The 18,775-nt window shown below is 49.2% G+C and carries 16 protein-coding genes; 5 read left to right on the top strand and 11 right to left on the bottom strand.

Annotated elements, in window-relative coordinates:
- Window positions 1-66: 66 nt before the first annotated feature.
- Window positions 67-819 carry a Mut7-C ubiquitin/RNAse domain-containing protein gene (locus ACP5SG_RS06605; RefSeq protein WP_237888282.1) on the bottom strand — a complete coding sequence of 251 codons (753 nt, stop codon included), beginning with the start codon at window positions 817-819 and terminating at the stop codon, window positions 67-69.
- Window positions 809-1,342, bottom strand: coding sequence for an O-acetyl-ADP-ribose deacetylase (locus tag ACP5SG_RS06610; RefSeq protein WP_237888281.1), 534 nt, complete (start codon window positions 1,340-1,342; stop codon window positions 809-811). Before ACP5SG_RS06610 ends, ACP5SG_RS06605 begins: the two co-directional genes overlap by 11 nt.
- 250 nt (window positions 1,343-1,592) lie before the next feature.
- Here ACP5SG_RS06610 and ACP5SG_RS06615 point away from each other — a divergent pair, with 250 nt between their 5' ends.
- The 4 genes from ACP5SG_RS06615 (at window position 1,593) to can (ending at window position 5,477) form a co-directional block, all read left to right on the top strand.
- On the top strand, window positions 1,593-2,378 hold the full coding sequence (locus ACP5SG_RS06615) for a lipopolysaccharide kinase InaA family protein (protein ID WP_428123015.1): 786 nt from the start codon (window positions 1,593-1,595) through the stop codon (window positions 2,376-2,378).
- 18 nt (window positions 2,379-2,396) lie between these two features.
- Window positions 2,397-2,765 carry a DUF2294 domain-containing protein gene (locus ACP5SG_RS06620; protein WP_237888279.1) on the top strand — a complete coding sequence of 123 codons (369 nt, stop codon included), beginning with the start codon at window positions 2,397-2,399 and terminating at the stop codon, window positions 2,763-2,765.
- A 294-nt stretch (window positions 2,766-3,059) separates the two neighbouring features.
- On the top strand, window positions 3,060-4,838 hold the full coding sequence (locus ACP5SG_RS06625; protein ID WP_237888278.1) for a phosphoenolpyruvate carboxykinase: 1,779 nt from the start codon (window positions 3,060-3,062) through the stop codon (window positions 4,836-4,838).
- A gap of 33 nt (window positions 4,839-4,871) precedes the next feature.
- Entirely contained in the window at window positions 4,872-5,477 is a 606-nt protein-coding gene (can, locus tag ACP5SG_RS06630) for a carbonate dehydratase (RefSeq protein ID WP_424661840.1), read from the top strand.
- 125 nt (window positions 5,478-5,602) lie between these two features.
- Here the strand turns inward: can and ACP5SG_RS06635 are convergent, their stop codons facing one another.
- Complete coding sequence (locus ACP5SG_RS06635; RefSeq protein ID WP_424661839.1) at window positions 5,603-6,703, bottom strand: amylo-alpha-1,6-glucosidase; 1,101 nt, start codon at window positions 6,701-6,703, stop codon at window positions 5,603-5,605.
- A gap of 98 nt (window positions 6,704-6,801) precedes the next feature.
- Here ACP5SG_RS06635 and ACP5SG_RS06640 point away from each other — a divergent pair, with 98 nt between their 5' ends.
- On the top strand, window positions 6,802-7,212 hold the full coding sequence (locus ACP5SG_RS06640; protein ID WP_428123021.1) for a hypothetical protein: 411 nt from the start codon (window positions 6,802-6,804) through the stop codon (window positions 7,210-7,212).
- A gap of 99 nt (window positions 7,213-7,311) precedes the next feature.
- Here ACP5SG_RS06640 and hrpA read toward each other — a convergent pair whose 3' ends face one another.
- The 8 genes from hrpA to ACP5SG_RS06680 all read right to left on the bottom strand — a co-directional run.
- Window positions 7,312-11,154, bottom strand: a complete 3,843-nt coding sequence (hrpA, locus tag ACP5SG_RS06645; protein WP_237888274.1) for an ATP-dependent RNA helicase HrpA — start codon at window positions 11,152-11,154, stop codon at window positions 7,312-7,314.
- 21 nt (window positions 11,155-11,175) lie between these two features.
- Window positions 11,176-13,188 (bottom strand): ribonuclease catalytic domain-containing protein, encoded by a 2,013-nt coding sequence (locus ACP5SG_RS06650; RefSeq protein WP_428123024.1) that lies wholly within the window; start codon window positions 13,186-13,188, stop codon window positions 11,176-11,178.
- Window positions 13,189-13,218: 30 nt separating this feature from the next.
- Window positions 13,219-13,905, bottom strand: a complete 687-nt coding sequence (locus tag ACP5SG_RS06655) for a hypothetical protein (protein ID WP_237888272.1) — start codon at window positions 13,903-13,905, stop codon at window positions 13,219-13,221.
- A gap of 9 nt (window positions 13,906-13,914) precedes the next feature.
- Window positions 13,915-14,520 carry an imidazoleglycerol-phosphate dehydratase HisB gene (hisB, locus tag ACP5SG_RS06660; RefSeq protein WP_237888271.1) on the bottom strand — a complete coding sequence of 202 codons (606 nt, stop codon included), beginning with the start codon at window positions 14,518-14,520 and terminating at the stop codon, window positions 13,915-13,917.
- Between the two features lie 492 nt (window positions 14,521-15,012).
- Entirely contained in the window at window positions 15,013-15,363 is a 351-nt protein-coding gene (locus tag ACP5SG_RS06665) for a DsrE family protein (RefSeq protein ID WP_237888270.1), read from the bottom strand.
- Window positions 15,364-15,379: 16 nt separating this feature from the next.
- Complete coding sequence (gene ilvD, locus ACP5SG_RS06670) at window positions 15,380-17,041, bottom strand: dihydroxy-acid dehydratase (protein WP_237888269.1); 1,662 nt, start codon at window positions 17,039-17,041, stop codon at window positions 15,380-15,382.
- A gap of 92 nt (window positions 17,042-17,133) precedes the next feature.
- Entirely contained in the window at window positions 17,134-18,231 is a 1,098-nt protein-coding gene (locus ACP5SG_RS06675) for a sensor histidine kinase (protein WP_428123028.1), read from the bottom strand.
- The coding region (locus ACP5SG_RS06680; RefSeq protein ID WP_424661813.1) for a hypothetical protein at window positions 18,228-18,775 on the bottom strand (548 nt) is incomplete at its 5' end. The genes ACP5SG_RS06680 and ACP5SG_RS06675, both read right to left, overlap by 4 nt.

Below are 18,775 nucleotides of genomic sequence, written 5' to 3' on the forward strand. Positions count from 1 at the left end.
TATTGAATATGAAAAAACAAGACCGTTTACACAAAATTATTTACAGGCCCTAATTTACATGGTAGCCTATCTATTTTGTCGGACAGTTCGGATTGATCTCAGCATCTCTTCCATCTTTATTTTGTGAGAACCTGGCCAGTAGATCCTGTCACAACCTGGGCAGAGATAAAAGGTGTCATAATATCTTTTTGTAAGTGGTTCCAGACGGTAGATTATCTTGTCTTTTTCGATCGGTTCAAGGACGCTGTTACAGACCAGGCATCTTGTGAAAGGTGAAAGCCTACATGTTAGATTAAAGAGGTTGACGATCTCGGCCAGTTGCCTCAAAGGTACGGTTTCGCGGACAAGGTGCCCAAATATTACCTTGCTGCGTTTTAGGAGTCTTGTGTCCCTTGTGAGAAGTATCCGTTTCTCAATGCTTGATATCTCTGCAAGCTCGGCGTCAGAGAGGCCGTTTTTGTAAGCTGTATCCATACCTACCATCCTGAGCAATATGGCAAGTCTTCCAACATTTACGTCCGCAAGGAAGCGTATTTCATAAAGTGGTTCAGGCCGCAAGAGCGATGGTATGGAAAAATCAACCGGCGCGTCAAGGGCGTATACATCAAGCCTGTCTTTGGTTTTTACTTGGTAGCTAAAGGAGACCTCTTCACCGTTTGCCTCGATCCTTCCGATCTCTGTATGGGGGACGCCTAGTGCCTCTATCATGTCCTTTACGGATGCATTACGGTCGGAGTTGTGGATTATTGTACCGTTGTCTATTAATGGGATGGAAACGAGCCCTTTTAGGTCTCCGTGGAAGACGATCTTAATCGCCATATACTCTGGCCGCCTTTGCCAGGGCGCTCTCATAGGCCTTTCTGGTATCGGCGTTGAAGCAAACAAATATGACCTTTTTGATTGTCCGATCTTTCAGAATCGCCTTTTTGGCCTCTTCAACGGCTATCATGGCCGCGATATCCTTTGGGAACCCGTATGCCCCTGTGCTTATGGCTGGAAAGGCAATGGTTTTTAATTCATATGCCCTGGCAATTTCAAAGCATCGCCTGTAACAGCTGGCGAGAAGTTCTGGTTCTCCCCGGCTTCCACCGCGCCAGATTGGGCCTACAGTATGGATGACATAGCGCGCAGGTAGCCGGTAACCCATTGTTATTTTTGCATCGCCTGTTGCGCACCCGCCAAGTCCGCGGCATTCCTCGAGCAACTCTGGCCCTGCCGCCCTGTGGATGGCGCCGTCCACGCCACCTCCCCCCAGAAGCGAATTGTTGGCCGCATTTACAATTGCATCTACATTAAGGGTTGTAATATCGCCGTTTGTGAGTTCAATGTAATCCTGCCACATGATATCATTTTATTATTAAGATATATTTATTAAAATCAAGTGTGTTCACTGGGTAAAACATATCGGCATTGTTATCGTATTAGCCCTTAAGATAACTGCATTGCACTGTCATGACAATCAACAAAGGTATTTTTCGTGTTCAGCAGGATCAGAAGATCTGTCATATTAATTGTTCATATGATGGAGGAAACTGCAGTACAAGTTATTATATTCATAAATCCCTACACTGGTTTAGACACGTCGCATATCTATGGAAGAGATATTTTTAACAGCGGAAGAGAAACGGCTTTTGATCAGTTGCAGGCTCCCTTGCGGCTGGAGGCATGTGAGAAGCTCATCAAATGCTTGGGTGGCTTCATGTATGAAGATGGATGGAAGGGTTTATTACTTCAAGTATTTCATCAAAAGATCATTCAAGGAAGGCATAAAGGCGGTATTCAAGGGCGCCAGGGCAAAGAGGTTTATAAAGGAGGCTATACGCCTCAAAAGGCTCGGGTTTCTTGCTCCGAACGTCGTTGAATATGGCGCAGATATGAAGGCCAGATTTAAGGGTGAGGGGTGGTGCCTTACAGAGGAGATAGTCGGGTTGGGGGTTATGGATTTCTGGCGTGAAAGGCTCGGCAACAATGAGAAAAAGATGTTCATCTCCGCACTTGCCAAAGAAATCGCAAGGCTTCACAATCACCGGATTCGCCATGGGGACCTGAGATTGGGCAATATTTTTGTTATAACCGATCCGGATCCATCAGACAAAAATAAATGGCGTTTTGCCTTTTTGGACAACGAGAGAAACCGTCAATACATTTTAAGGCTTCCGTGGGGCGAGAGATGTCGCAATCTTGTCCAGATGAATATGGACGCCGCCCATTTGGGTATACGCCATAGGTTGTTTTTTTTGAATGTCTACTCAGATGCCGTGGGGCTGGATAGTAGGAAGAGACGCGCCTTGATCAAAGATGTAGCTGCATGGACTGAAAGACGGATGAAAATTAAAAAGGCGCGTTCGACCCACTTGGTTGTTCAGACTTTTAAGTAAGAGGTAAGTTAAGACGCCATGAAAAAGACAAAAGGGCAGCTTGAGGCTGAAATAAGTGACGTCGTCATTAAATTTGAGAAGGAATATATGGGGAGGGGGCCTCTTGAAACCAAGACCTATTTTATCGATGATATGGTGCTGGTTCGGCTCAAAGGGGTCCTTACTCGGGCCGAATGCCAACTTGCTGTACCTGGTGAGATTGATGGCGGCAGGGAGTTGATCAAGAAGGTGCGGATTGCCCTTATGGAAAAGGGCAGACCCTTGCTGGAAGCGGCAGTGGAGGCCATTGTCGGACAGAAGGTGATAAGCCTTCATACTGACATCAGTACTGTTACAGGAGAAAGGATAATTCTTTTTACTCTGGCCGCACCCATTGATTTCGAATAATTAATTTTTCAATTAAGAGTTATCTGACCTTGACATCCCTGACATTTAATTTAATCTTCTAACTAGATATTGAAGGGCCCTTATTAATAAGGCTGGTCAGTATCAGCCGGTGTTTTTAAGGAAGCACTGGCCTGTTTCTTAAAAATACAGCCGATATGCCCGGATGGGCCTGGCAAGGGTGCAAACGGGATAAGAGGCCGAAGAGTTACCGGTTAAAACGGTGATCTTCGGCTTTTTTTATGTAAAAAAACTGTAGGTCTATTGGCAGATATCGGCGCCAAAAAAGGAGAGAATATGGCGATTAAAGGGTTTGTCAGGGAAGGGCGGCAATATATCATCTATACTGATGGCAAGATATGTGCGTCCAAGAGGGAACTGCTCCAAAGCGATGTCTTTGAGCATATATTCAAGGATTTTGTTGAAAGCCTGTGCCGCCAAGACTCTTCCCTGCTGGATTCCCTTGGTCTGGATATGGCCAGCGGGCATGATCTAAGGCGGATGATCAATATCCTGCGCGCCCTCAGCGAACATCCGCTTGAACAGGTGACCTCGCTCCTGCCTGCCGCCAGCATATTAATGGAAAGCCGTTACCGTTATGCCATCCACCAGTTCGTCGAAAGGTTGTATGATTATTGGCGATCGTTTGACAGATACATGGTCCTTCTTGCCGGGGTCGGGCCAGGGGGTTCCAACAGGCGACCTTACAGAGCTTTCAATGATACCCTCGTCGCCTTGGCCCATCAGGTGCGTTCACTCTACAGGGACATGTGTGAAAATATAACCGGCACACATCCTCGAGTTTACCGGCATGTAGCTGCCGGCTGCAATGCCGGCGTCATTGCAGCTCCAAAAGATTCCAGGCTTCCATCGGCATATAGAGATGCCCTTGAGGATGTCCCGTTTATCCGGCAGGTTTGGTTTGCGCCGCCCTTTGTAATCGACCCACCGACAAATACGCGTACTGGCCGGTTCAGGGCCGTTTCGGTAAATCCCATCGAAGGTCTCCATCTATCAGCTGAAGAATGGCTCTGCTATCCAGCTAGGGTAGGGCCTGTGGTGATTTTTATTTATTTCCATCGGAGGTTCATGGGATTGGGGATCTCACTTTCCAATTTGTTTGAGCTCGCCTTGGATGAACAGATCGAGGATGGACCGGAGGCGGTGTATGTCTTTGGCGTACCGGCCGATCATATGGCGAAATTCGGCGATCTGCCCACCGTTTTCTTTGATGACGCCGAAAATGGTCTGCTTACAGCGGCTATTCCCCTTGAGGATCGCTTTGGTTATTTTGGTTATTTGAAAAAGATGGCGCTGACGTTACACAATATCGTCATGATGAAGCTGGGCCGGATGCCTTATCATGGCGCAATGGTGCGCATTTTGCTTAAGGGTGGTAATGAGGCGAATATTTTGATAATAGGCGATACGGCTGCAGGTAAGTCGGAATCCCTTGAGGCCTTTCGTAGCTTAGGTAGAGATCTTGTTCAGGAAATGCGGGTTGTGGCGGACGACATGGGCTCTCTGGAGATTGCCAAGGACGGTCGTGTGATCGCCTACGGCACCGAGACTGGCGCCTTCATCAGGCTGGATGACCTGCAGCAGGGGTATGCCTTCGGTCAGATCGACCGGGCCATCATTATGAGCCCTCAGAAGGTGAATGCCAGAGTGGTGCTGCCGGTTACAACCATCGAGGAGGTGCTGCATGGATATCCTATCGATTTTCTGCTTTATGCCAACAATTACGAAGAAGTTGACCAGGATCACCCTATAATCGAGAGATTTGACTCGGTGGCCCGCGCCATTGAGATCTTCAGAGACGGCGCCGTGATGTCCAAGGGCACCACCGCTGCAACCGGCTTGGTCCACAGCTATTTCGCCAATATCTTCGGACCGCCTCAATACCGTGAGCTGCATGATGATTTGGCCTTGGGGATTTTTGAGACCGCCATCCGCAGCGGTGTCTTTGTCGGGCAACTGCGCACCAGGCTTGGTATCCCAGGATATGAAACCAAAGGACCGCATGAGGCCGCTATAGCATTACTGCGACTTATTTCATCGACCCAAGAGGTATAATTCTGTAAATAAAAATAAAAACAAATAAATAAAATGACTCTTAAATGTTTGTTTGACAACAACAGGGCATGGGCTGACGGCATAAAGAAAGAAGACCCGGCTTTCTTTGAAAGACTCTCCAAGCAGCAGTCACCTAAGTATTTATGGATAGGGTGTTCGGACAGCCGGGTTCCGGCGAATCAGATCGTTGGCATGCCGCCAGGCGAATTGTTTGTGCATCGCAATATCGCCAATATAGTTGTCCAGTCTGATATAAACTGTATGGCCGTCATTCAATATGCTGTAGAGGTGCTAAGTGTGCAGCATATCATTGTCTGTGGACATTATGGATGCAGTGGCGTGAAGACAGCCATGGATATGGAAGAAATAGAATCATATGGCTTGATCAACAATTGGTTGGGCCATGTCAGTGAAGTTTACCGGCGCTATATGAAAGAAATCAATGCCATTTTCGATGCCGCGCAGCGGCTTGACAGGCTGTGCGAATTCAATGTCATTGAACAGGTGCACAATGTCTGCCGAACCGGTTTTGTCAGGAATGCCTGGCGAAAGGGGCGAGACCTTTACGTACATGGCTGGATATATAGCATCCGGGACGGAATATTAAAGGATTTGGATGTCTCTGTTAACCGCATATGAGCACAACCATTAAAGCAGCCGACCATAACTAAACCCATCTGCACATTTTGTAAAATCTTTTCAGGTTAATCTTCGCATCTTATTTTAATATACAGGTACAAAACAAGCGACAAGCAATGGCGTCATTAAAGGATTACTTCCAATTCCGCCTGGCCGCTGCGTTTCAACACGTTCACTGCCACGTCTGATCCATGTCGCCGTAGCAGTATATCCAGATATGAGTTACCGATGGGCAGTGACTTAATCCGTACCCAGTCAATGAATTCAGGGAGTCTTGGATGTTGCAGGCGGATTTTGTTGAGAGCAGCATGGGGTTCAAACCCGAGACAGGCGGCGAGTAAGGCAAAGGGGGCTGCCGCCGCCCAGGCCTGAGGCGTGCAGGCTACCGGATATAGCGTCGGCCCTTTGTCCCTGTGGCGGCGGAATCCGCAGAACAATTCAGGCAGGCGCCGTAAATCCATATATGCAGCCGCTGTAAAGAGTGCCGAAGTGAGCCTCAACAATTCCTCTATATGGCCGTAACGAGCGAGTCCGAACCCGATGATGGCATTGTCATGGGGCCAGACCGATCCATTGTGGTATGAGGCTGGGTTGAAGCGCGCTTCTTGCGCGCCCACGGTGCGGATGCCCCAGCCACTGAACAAATCGGGGCTGAAAAGCGTTTGTGTCACCTTGGCAGCCCGTTTGGGATCAGCTATGCCAGAGAACAATACTTGTCCGGCATTGGAAGTACGTACCTGGCATGGGTGCTTGTTGCCGTCGAGGGCAAAGGCATATAGCTGTAGGTCCTCGCACCAAAAGTATTCCTCGAATTGCTCCCGGAGATTGCGAGCCTTTTCTTCCAAAGTCGCCGCCAGGGCGGTTTCCCCCATACTGCAGGCCATGGATGAGGCCAATTGCCGCGCCAGATAGACGTAACCTTGCACCTCGGCGAGGGCGATGGGGGGAGGAGCCAAGCGTCCGTCGGCATGGAATACAGCGTCTTCGGAGTCTTTCCAGCCTTGATTGACAAGGCTACTTGTATTACGGTGGCCGTATTCGACAAAACCGTCTCCGTCTATATCGCCGTAGCGATCGATCCACTCCAGCGCTGCTTTGATCTGGGGCCAAATGGCCTCCAATGTCTGTCGGTCCGCAGTGCGCTGCCAATACAGTCCTGCAAGGACTACAAACAATGGGGTTGCATCTACTGAGCCATAGTAGCGGCTAAATGGAATTTCTCTCAAGCGGGCAAGCTCGCATTGCCTTGTCTCGTGAAGAATCTTGCCAGGCTCGGCATCGGCGCGTAGGTCCTCGGCCGTTGCTTGATAGGCAGCAAGAAAGCTTGGTCGGTGAATTGATCCTTTTGGGTATCGGGATGGGTATGTTTACCCCGCCGAACAATAGTGCAATTATGGGTGCCGCACCAAGAAATAAACTCGGTTTGGCTGGCGGCATTTTGAATATGATGCGTTCTTTGGGTCTGATTTTCGGTGTAGATATCTCTGGACTTCTATTTTCAAGCCTGGAGCATAGATATCTGTCTGAACACGGGTTCCAAGGTGTGGCGCATGTATTTAGAAACGGCAGGATCCCGCTTGACTTAAAAAACCATGCCTTTATGAGCGGCTTCGTCGTTGTTATAGGTGTCCTTGTTGTCATGAATCTTGTCGCGGCGATCCTTTCGATGATGAAGGACAAGGGCAAGGTGGACGCCGAGGCGCTTGCCGCAGCGAAGGAATTTGAAGGCGTCTAGATCAATATTATCCATGTAGATGGAGACATGGGGGTCTTTGTGTTGAAGGCCGCATGTCTCCATTTGAATCTCTGCCGAGATAAAATTCGCAATCAAGACTCAAGGTCCATTTTTGGTCATTGCGCCGTCCTGTAGGACCTTTGCGATATGCTCCCACTTCTCATCTAGGCGTTTTTGCGAGACTGTGACGATGGTCTTCAGCTCAGGCGCAAAGATAGAGATATAATATTCTATAACCAAAAGCCTGAATTCCGCTATGAGCCCAGCGAGTTCAGCGGGTCTATTCCCTTGACTGAAAGCGGCATTCGCTGTATCCAATCGTTCTTTGTACGGTCTGACCCGCTGGGATTTTGCGGCGTCCTTCAAGGGGTCTGTATAAGCCCTCTGGGCGCGGATGGTTAGGGCCTTGAGCCGTCTTGTCATGGCCTCGCATGATTCGTCCGATCTGTCGCCGGCCTCTTCAGGAGTAGGAGCGACGGCCCATGGGAGACCGCGTGGGAACATCTCGTCGAGTTCCATACGCATCTCCTTGTAGGCCTGCTTGGTTGCAAGGCCTTTACGCTCGGCCAATCGTTCCACCTGAGCCATGGTTGCGCCCAATTGAACGATGAGAGATTTGAGTTGTTTCAAATGTATTTGGGCGTCTTTATAGAGATTGGCCTTTAGGTATTTTAGCCTCTTGAGGATGTCGCCTCTGGAAGGCAGACCATGCCAATACCACCGGCCAAAAAAGACATCTTCGATCCATTCAACCATGGATTCTTTGAGTCTTTCCGCGCCGCCAGCCCAATGGATGACATTAAGAGGGACTTCTATAAGTGATATATTTTTTTTAAGATAGTGCAACTCCTTTGCGAGGGCAAAGGAGAATTCGCATCTCAGCGACTGGCGGGTCATCGATATCGCCTCGTCTTGGGAACGGAGCACACTGATGTGTAGGCCACCGTGTTCATCACGTTCAATGGCAGGGAAGAAGGCGATGCCTAGACCGTCCGGTCCTACTGACAGCTGTTCAGGCAGATCTGGCAGGTCGTTTAGGGAAGGAACCGGTCTCTCAATACAGCGCCTGAGCCAGCCCAGGGTCATATCAAGATCCACGGCCACCTTTTCTCTCAGTGCCATGCGCAAGGCCTCAAGATCCCTGCCTGCGGCCAAGGGTCTGCCGCCATCATCTATCACCTCAAACCTCATGACTAGATGGGGAGGCAAAGACCTTTGATCTGGCCACTGATCCCTTGTCACTGTAATGTCGTACAATTTATGCAGCGTAGCCTCTATGGCGTCAAAGAGTGTACTTTTATCCCGTTGTGCCTCAATATGTCTGCATATAACATCTGTCGTCCCGACAATAGGAATGAGTTTATTTCTGATCTCCTTGGGCAATCCGCGTAAAAGAAAATCTACCTTTTCTGGCAGGAATCCAGGAACAAGCCATTGGAAATCTTCCTGCCTCAGACGGCCGATGGCCGCAAGCGGTATTCTGGCGGTCAAGCCGTCTCTTTCGTTGCCTGGACTGAAGCTATAGACAAGTTCTATCTCTTGGCCCGATATATTCAGATGGCCTGGAAATAGGTTTTGGATGTCATCCGCCTTGATATCTTTTAAGATGGCGTCCCTGTCCAAAAACAGAGGCAGGTCTCCAACTAACCGTATCGCCCTGGCAAGGGTGCGTTCATCCGATATAGGTCCAAGGCCTGAGGCCTCTTCAAGCACCTTGAGTCCGGCATCAAGGTGAGTTGCCGCTGTGTCTTTTTCATAGATGTCACGCCGTCTTATTCGGCCGACAAGGCCTTCCAAGTCGGATATAATCTGCCTGTTGTGGGTCAAAAACGGATAGTCTCCCTTGAGATTGCACGTTGCAAGGCCCTGGGATATGAATATCTCCCTTGCCTTCTGTGGATTGATTCTGGAATAGGATACAGGCCGTCTTGCCGCTACGACAAGCCCGAAGACAGTTACGCACTCCCACGCCATAACTTCCCCTCTGGCTCTCTCCCAATGCGGGTCTGAATACTCCCTTTGAGCCAGAGGTCCTGCGAGCTCTTCTATCCACTCAGGTCTTACCTGTGCCACGGTCCTTGCAAAGAGTTGCGAGGTTCTTACAAGCTCGGCTGCCACGATCCACCTCGGCCGTCTCTTGAAGAGCCCAGAGCCGGGGAATATTTGGATCTTTGTGCCCCTGGCCCCGGCATATACCGACTCTTTCTTATTAAGAAAGGCGATGCGGCTTAGAAAACCAGCCAAAATAGAGCGATGGAGGGCGTCGAATCCTGCAGGGCGGTCGTTGAGATGAAAACCACCGGTTTCGATCAAGATGTCCAGTATTTGATCATGGATCTCCATCCACTCCTCTATACGCTGAAAAGATAGTAGATTGTCTTTGCAAAGGCGCCTGATCTGATTCTTTGTAAAGCCTGCCTGCCTTTTTTCATGGATGAAGTTCCAAATCTTTATATAGCTTGCAAAGTCGGATGATTGATCTATGAAGACGCTGTGGGCCCTGTCGGCCTGCGCCTCCTTCTCCGCCGGACGTTCTCTAGGATCCTGGATACCCAATGCCGCTGCTACTATGATTGCTTCTCTCAAGGCATTTTCCCTTTCGGCCTGGATGATGATGCGAGCAATGCGCGGGTCAAGCGGAAGCCTTGCCATAAGACGGCCCATAGGCGTAATTCGTCCTTGCCTGTCCAAAGCACTTAGCTCTTTAAGCGTATCGAAGCCCTCTTTTATAGCCTTTTCAGATGGGGGGTCCAGAAAAGCGAAACCTGAGACGTCTTTGATCCCCATGCTGATCAGCTTCAAGATCACCTCGGCCAGGTTTGAGCGCAGTATCTCGGGCGGTGTGTAATCATGCCGATGTTCGAAGTCCTCTCTGCTGTAAAGCCTTATACAGATACCGGGGCCGGTGCGTCCCGCCCTGCCGGCCCGCTGTTCGGCGCTTGCCTTTGAAATTGGGACGACAGGCATGGCGGTTGTCCTTGTGCGGATATTGTAGCGGAGCATCCTGGCCAGTCCCGAGTCAACTACATAGCGTATGCCAGGGATGGTGAGAGATGTCTCTGCAATATTGGTAGCGATGACGATCTTGCGCTGGTGTGACGGGGCGAATATCCGCTGTTGGTCAAAAAAACTTAAACGTCCGAACATGGGCAATATCAATACATCGCGGCCCCAACGGGACTTCAAGAGTCTTGTCGCCTCAATCACCTGCCTTTCCGTGGCCAGGAAGGCGAGAACATCGCCTGTGCCACCTCCGTCCAGGAGTTCATCTATGGCTGCAGCCACCTGCTCTTCAGGCGTAGTGGCCGCTTCATCTCCAGGTAAAAGAAAGGGCCTGTAGATGATATCGACAGGATGGCCTCTTCCTTCGATCTTCACCACCTCGGCGTCAGGGAAAAGTCTCAAAAATTGCTGCGTATGGAGCGTAGCCGAAGATATTATTAGTTTCAGTTCTGGCCTTGATGGCATAAGGCCCTTGATGACCCCGGTCAGTATATCGATGTTAAGGCTCCGTTCGTGCGCCTCATCAAGGATCACTGTATCATAGGTCCTGAGCCTTGGGTCACTCTGCAGCTCTGCGAGGAGCATGCCGTCGGTTACGAATTTTATAATGGCGGTCTTTGGTGTACGATCCCTGAATCTTACCTTGTAGCCTACAACGGCCAGGCCTGTTTCTCCAAGCTCTGCTGAGAGCCTGGATGCCACAGCAATGGCGGCTACACGCCTTGGCTGTGTACAGACGATGCGGCCCTGTCTGCCTCTACCTGCCGCTATAGCTATCTTTGGAAGTTGAGTTGTCTTTCCACACCCCGTTTCACCTATAACAATGACCACTCTATTGTCTTCTATGGCCTTGCGCAGCTTTTCCCAATAAGGGGCTATAGGTAGCCCTGGCGGGCAAGAAATGTCAAGGTTTGAAGGCAACCAGCTTGAAATCGTCACATCCTTTGGTTCAGTCGGCGCCTAATGTCTGGTTCCATTGCACCAATCGACCTTCAGGATATTTTCTCTGGCGTTTACCTTTTTTATGTTTACTTTTATATCCTGATCCATAGAGTAGGTAGAGCCAGGACGCTTAGGCAGTTCGACCGGCATGAGATAATCGGACAATACGGCAACCACCTTATGCGGACCTGTATCAAGTATCCATGCGTCAAGAGGCATATTTATACGACCCTCCATGTGTTTGAGCACAAAATACCGCATCCTTGTTTGTTTGATCGCAGATGCGGCCGCAAGGCCATGTTGCAGGGTTGCTGACATCTTTTCCAGGCCCTCTATGTCATGCAGCGGCGATCCGCATCTTAGAAATGAGTCCAGTTGCTGTTGCATAAGGAGATCAAGGCCCCGCCTCAGCGGCGATGTAACGGTTGTATAGGCGGCCAGCCCCAGACCGTGGTGGGCTTCGGGTTTTTTGACAAGCCCGCCTTTGCTTATGAGACGTCTTTGTCTGAAGTTGGCCTTAATGTCAGTCTCGGCGCCCGAGATGATCTGTTCCCTTGGCGGCGGTTGGCTCCTGTAAAGGGCCGGTATGAAGTTGTCTCTCAGGAACTCGGCTGCAATTCTGTTGGCCAGGATCATGTATTCCGCCACAAGGAAACGCGCCGGCCCAGGATTGGTGAGTTTTATCATCACACCCTTTTCCGAGTCAAATCTTATGACAAGTTCAGGAATTGGAAGAGGTAATGCCCCTTTCTCGATCCTTGCGGATTGAAGCATCCTAGCGAGTTGATATGCCTCTGAGAATATGCCGCCCTTTTCTATTTCTGAGTCGGCATCTTCATAGCTCATTCGATTGCTGACGCGTATTAGAGTACGTTCTATGTTTGTCTCGAGTATGGTACCATTTTTGTCGAGTTTTACAAAAAACGACAACGCCGCCCGTGGTTCGTTTTTATTGAGGCTGAAGGCGTTCGAAGAGAGGATATCCGGGATCATGGGTATTGTGAGGTCAGGCAAATATATACTAGTGGCCCTGCTCAATGCCTCCTCAAAAACAGGAGATCCTGGGTCTATCTTGGCGCCGAAATTGGTTATATGAATGCCAAGTTCAAGGCCGTTTCCGCATCTTTCAAAGCTCAGCGCATCGTCGATATCGGTGGTTTCAGGACCGTCGATGGTAAAAATACAGGTTTCCGTGAGGTCGCGTAGACCCTTGGTATCCAATGTCGATCTAGCCAATTCCATGGCATGATTGATTACAGACCGTGGGAAGTCGGCCTTGATGTCGAAACGGTACAGTTCTAGGTTCTCATCTTCACCCCATATCCCAGTCTTCACCAAGGTATAAAACGGTACCATAGGCCGATTTAGGCCGGCTTGTTTAAACAGCCCCTTCACCTCGGCTGCATATCCCGATTCCTCACCTTTTATGCAAAAATCCTTTATGGCTTCGACCCAATAGGAGATATCCGGATCTTTGGCGTCGTAGAGCAATTTGTCCTTGGCGTCTCCCCATATCGTGTTTAGCCATCCCAGACCTGCACTTAACCTTTCAAGCCTTTCTTTTTCGAGCATCTTTTGCTCCAGCAAGCGCCCGACGTTTTCCGCTGTCTGGACGGCTATCATGCCATCCCTGAATTTGAAGTGCACGTGTTCGTCTATGACGGCCCTTATCACAGCCGCTTCGTGATCAGGCCCGATGTCTTCGACGTTAAAGGCAAGTCCTGTGAGTTCTGTTGGAGACCAAATCTCCCTGTCATCCCTGACCAATTCCCATAACTCGGGTATGTTGATCGCCGTCTTCAAAATGTCGCGTTTCGCAAAAATCGATCGAAGCTCCTGAAGGTATTCATTCCTTGTAGCGGTCTTTATCCGCTGCGGCGAAACATGGAGAAACCTTGTCTCAGGGAGGTTCATTTCCCTCCCGAGGTGCGTGAGAAGGTGGTAACGATTGCCCTTTTTGCCTATACACATGGCCGTAAAAAAGCGCTGATTTTCAAGGAATTCCACTACTTGATTGTTTGCAACATCCATGTTGTAAGGTATTATCCTATGGAATTCAGATTAAGGCAGCCTTTTTTTGAGCGATCTACATGCCTGTGTGATCCCATAGCTTGCAAGCTGATCGGCTGTGAGCCATTTCAGACCCGATTCCTTGTACAGGTTGGCTTTTAAAAGGTTTTCAGTAAGCGGTTGCTGTGTTTCGTCGAAGGTGTACTGCCACAGAACCGCCCCGTCGGATACCCTTATGAGGTGCAAGCTAAATGCCACCGATGCAGGCCTTTGAACGGAATAGGATGAGCCTATGCGTTCATTAAACCTGTAAAGCTTGCCATATAAAACGGCCTCGACCCCGAGCTCCCTTCCAAATGATTGAATAAGGTGCAGTTGGGAGGCCTTTATGTCGGCCTTTAAAAAGGCATTCAAGAAACCGATGCATTCCCCTTCGGGGATCGGCCTAAACCTCGGATCGTCTTTAAGAAGGCTGACAAGCGTCTCGGTGAGTTTGGAGCTTGCTTCAGGCGGGACATTGCTTGTATCGAAGGTTGTGTCGCTCAGGGCGCAGGTGGCCTTTTCCTGTCCAGGCTTGGTGACCGCCCTGTCTATAGGAAGGACGGCTATACTTTTTATGTTTGGGAGCGGAGGAGCGGCCTCTTTATAGAATACTGTTGCGCAGGATTGAAATATGAGACCTGAGAGGATGAGGCATAAAATAAAAAGGCATCTTCTAGCCTGGATTGATTTCATCATATCTCCTTTCTATTGAGAGCCAACATTAAATCCACCTTTGCTTGAAAGCGGCCTACCACAAAGCCTTGGTTCAAGCTGCAGCGCCTTGTCGAGCGCCCTTGCAAAGGCCTTGAAGATCGCCTCTGCAATGTGATGGTTGTTTTTACCATAAGGTACATGAACATGGAGGGTAATACCACTATTTATGGCGACTGCCCTTAAAAATTCCTCTATGAGCTCGGCATCGAACCCCCCGATCTTGGCAGTCGACAGCTTGGCATCAAAGACCAGAAAGGGTCTCCCGCATACATCGACATCCACCCTGGCAAGGGCCTCGTCCATCGGGACCGATGCGCCTCCATAACGTTTTATGCCTTTCATGTCGCCAATGGCATCGGCTATGGCCTTGCCGAGACAAATACCTATATCTTCCACTGTATGGTGAAAATCCACGTCCAAGTCCCCTTTTGCTGCAAGATCCAGGTCAAAGAATCCATGGACGGCCCAAAGTGTAAGCATGTGGTCAAAAAAACCAATTCCAGTCTTGACGGAAGTCTTTCCGGAACCGTCCAGAACAAGGCCAAGGCTTATCTCGGTCTCGGATGTCTTTCTTTTGATCTTCGATGTCCTCGACATATTTCTCCTTTCTTTTGCCGCTGCCGCTATTATAATTAATTATGACTAAATTTCATTTAGAGACCTTTTATTATTTATAATAACTTAAAAAAGAGATTATTAACAGTGGTGAGGCGCAAAGGCGACCCCTTTTCGGATTTGGTGGATATTTTAGGGGCTACAACAGAAGAATTGGGTATCCGTTTTTTCAGGCTTGACGAGATATTGCACGCAATCTCATGGGCCGAACAAGGTCATATTGCCATACATGAAAATTTCAGCTCAAAGAGATGGTGCGCCTTTCACGTAATCTGTAGAAACAAAGAAAATCTATGTCGCTTCTGTCAGAAGGTGGGCATATCGCCTTGTGATATAGTTGCATCCGATTATTACAGGTTTTGGCACCTAACATGGCGGGTTCGAACCAGCTCGGATAGATCGAATAAGAGAGGTCAGACACTATCTGGTCATTGAAATCCAGACCCAACTGAATCCCTCAACATTTTTACGGCTTTACGGCCTTACATAGCGCCAACCGTCGTTCTGGAGTTCGACCAACGCCCTAATGCCAGCCGGCACGGTCTTGAATATCTCGGGGAGTCTGGAGACATGGATCCCAAAATTCCTGAGTGCATTTTCGCACAGGTATATCTCACCGCCTTCCAGGACGATCTGTTTTAATACGTCAAAAAGGGGCCTATCGCATTGTGTGCATCTTGTTACGGCGTCTGCATTTGCAATCATCCTAACCCTGAGTTCCTCTCCCGTTTGTTTGGTTTTTAAAAAATTTATGGCGTTTCCTGCGGCAGTGTCCCATTTATCGGCCTGGGCAACATGTATCAGAAGTTTAAGTTTATTAGGCATCTGTACCTCCGATTATTTATTTTTTGAGTATCGCGCCTGTTGCACCGCTTGTGACCTGTTCAGCATATCTTGCAAGATATCCCATTGTGACCTTTGGTCCTATGGGCTTGAAGGTCTTGCGTCTCTCTTCGAGCTCCTTTTCATCTACAAGCAGATCGAGCCTTTTTGCCGGTATGTCTATCTTGATGATGTCACCATCTCTGACAAGTCCTATTGCGCCACCCTCCGCGGCCTCAGGCGAGACATGGCCGATGGCCGCACCTTGGGTTCCGCCTGAAAACCTTCCATCTGTGATGAGGGCCACATCCTTGCCTAGACCCATACCGATTATTGCTGCAGTTGGAGAGAGCATTTCCCTCATGCCAGGTCCACCCTTAGGGCCTTCGTAACGTATCACGATCACGTCCCCAGGCCTTATTTTCCCGCCGAGTATCGCGCCATATGCATCTTCTTCAGATTCAAAGACCCGTGCAGGGCCTTCGTGTCTCAGCATCTCAGGCGCTACGGCGGACTGCTTTACCACCGAACCATTCGGCGAGAGACTGCCGTAAAGTATGGCAATCCCTCCTTCTTTATGATATGGATCTGATGCAGGTCTTATGACGTCTCTATCTTTCACGTATACATCTCTTATATTTTCCCCTACTGTCTTGCCGGTAACTGTCAACGCCTTGATATCTATTAACGAAAGCGTCGTCAGTTCTTTTATAACGGCCTGGACGCCGCCTGCAAGGTGGAGGTCTTTAAGGCTGTGAGGGCCTGACGGTATGAGGCTGCAGATATGAACGGATTTGAGGCTTATTTCGTTGAAGATTGAGAGTGGGAGATCGATCTCAGCTTCGTGTGCGATTGCCGGGACGTGGAGGACCGTATTTGTGGAGCAGCCAAGGGCCATGTCAACGGCAATAGCATTTTTAAACGCAGCAGGCGTCGCGATATCCCTTGGCTTCAGGTCTTTTTCGATCAGGCGTACGATCTGCATCCCGGTTTCTTTTGCAAGCCTTATGCGGGCCGCAGCCACCGCCGGTATGGTTCCGTTTCCTGGAAGTGCAAGTCCGAGGGCCTCTGTTAGGCAGTTCATGGAGTTGGCAGTAAACATCCCTGCACAGGAACCACAGGTTGGACAGGCCTCATCTTCGAGCTCAGAGATCTCCGTCTCCGTCATCTTGCCGGCCTTTGTCTGGCCGATCCCTTCAAACACTGTTATAAGATTGACCTTGCGTCCTCTCCATTCGCCTGTCAGCATGGGACCGCCGCTTATGGCTATAGCAGGGATGTTGAGGCGCAGCATGGCCATAAGCATTCCGGGGGTGATTTTGTCGCAGCTTGGGACCAGCACAAGGCCGTCGAATGGGTGCGCCTGGGCCATGACCTCGACCGAATCGGCGATGAGCTCCCTGCTGGCAAGGGAATATCGCATACCAGGGTGATTCATGGCTATGCCGTCACAGACCCCTATGCACCCGAATTCAATGGGTGTCCCGCCTGCCATGCGGATGCCTGCCTTGACCGCCTCGACTATCTGCCTGAGGTGGATGTGGCCTGGGATGATCTCGTTAAATGAGTTTGCTATGCCGATAAGCGGGCGGCTCAGTTCATCGTTTATATAGCCCATAGCCTTAAAAAGGGAGCGGTGTGGGGCCCTCTCCACGCCTTTTTTCATTTGGTCACTTCTCATCTTTACCCCTTGTAGAGTCCCATCTCAGGTTAAGTTACATGGTTATAAGATGCCAAACTAGACTGGTAAAATCAAGTAGATAATATAGAAACTTAAGCCTTATTCGTCATCTCCGATAGGTGCGTCGGGATACGTATCTCGACCGTAGTCCCTTTCCCCTTGGCGCTTGTAATCCGTATTTCACCTTTGTGTTCATCAATGATTTGCTTTACATATGGAAGACCTAAACCTGTTTCGCCGTGGTGTGTCTTGTAGAACGGTTCAAAGATATGCGGTTTGATTTCATCGGGTATGCCTGGACCATTGTCTTTTATTGTGACAGACACTGTCTTCCCGGCCAGATCAGTGGTTATCTCGATAGAATTCCCAGGGCCGCATACTTCTATGGCATTTCTTATAATGTGAGCAATGGCCACTTTTATCAGGTATTTGTTTCCCTGGAAGGAGAGGTTTACAGGGCATCTGTCAAAAAATAGGACTATATCTTTTTGTTCGGCCTCGGGTCTTACAAATTCGATGGTTTCCTCCACTATGGCGTTTAATTCCTGTGGGGAAAAGTATTTTTTTGTCCTAGAGATTGCCTCTTCAAACCTCAATATCATCTCTTCAAGCCTTTGGGCCTGTACCATTATCATCTCCATCAACGGCCGCTCAAGGTCTTCTGTCGGCATCTTTTTCAAGACCTTTCTAGCGAGTCCGCCGATGATCATGACCGGGTTCCTCGCCTCGTGGGCCATTCTTAGCGCCATCTCGGCCTGGGTCCGTTCTGAGACTATCATCTCAACCTCTCTATTTAGTTGCAGCAGCTCTTTACTCGTCTTTTCTATGCTGATTCTGTCATGCAACATCTTGTCCATTACGGCCTGGACCCGATCAAAAAATACAGTGACGGAGGCTATTATGACGAAAGTTATGGTGTTGATAGACCCGCTGACAGGAGATATCTTTTCCCAGACTGAGATATAGCCGAAAAGGTGTAGGATGTATTTTACAATATGGCCGAGTGATCTCGAGATGGAAAAGATAAATATGGCCGCTATTAGGAGTAGGAGATAGTTTGAAAGGGCGTTGTCGGTATCTGAGCGGTATATTGCATAGGCCAGCGCAAGACATCTTGTCGCAATGGCTATCATGGCCAGGCAGCCAAGCATATCAACGGCCACGATGGGATAGAGTGATAGATATGTCATTTGACAGTCTTTTTCATTTCTGCAAGCGCCATATAGATAAGCCACAGGGCGGGGACGGAGATGAGATTGTCGAATTTAAGTATGTAATAGGCTATATCCAGCCATGATGCCACTAAGATCCCAGGCCTGTCTGTACCCGGTATAGGCCCCAAATGCCCCGATGGAAGCATATATTCAATGATGTGGCCGCAAAACGCCCATATGTTCCACCAGGCAAGGATAAACATACTGATGGATATAAGTCTCCACGGCCTGTTTTTCATGAGTCCGCTCCTTTTAATCCTATAGCCCAGCCATGTCACCGAGGATGCATACAGTATGTGAGCGAATTGATGGGCATAGAGTCCTTCTGGAGAACCGTGCGCCTGAAACGCACAGGCGCTTCCAGATGATCCAATTATCATCCATAACGAAGACGTCAGTATAGATAAGACATATTTGATATTGCGGGGTCCAAGCCTCATGTCGTATCTTAATTTCAACATCCCTTCTACCCCAACACCCCCCTCACCTCCCTCAGCAGGTCCTTGGGCGAGATGGGTTT

It is taken from the genome of Dissulfurimicrobium sp. (genome assembly GCF_049968175.1).
Lineage (GTDB): Bacteria > Desulfobacterota > Dissulfuribacteria > Dissulfuribacterales > Sh68 > Dissulfurimicrobium > Dissulfurimicrobium hydrothermale.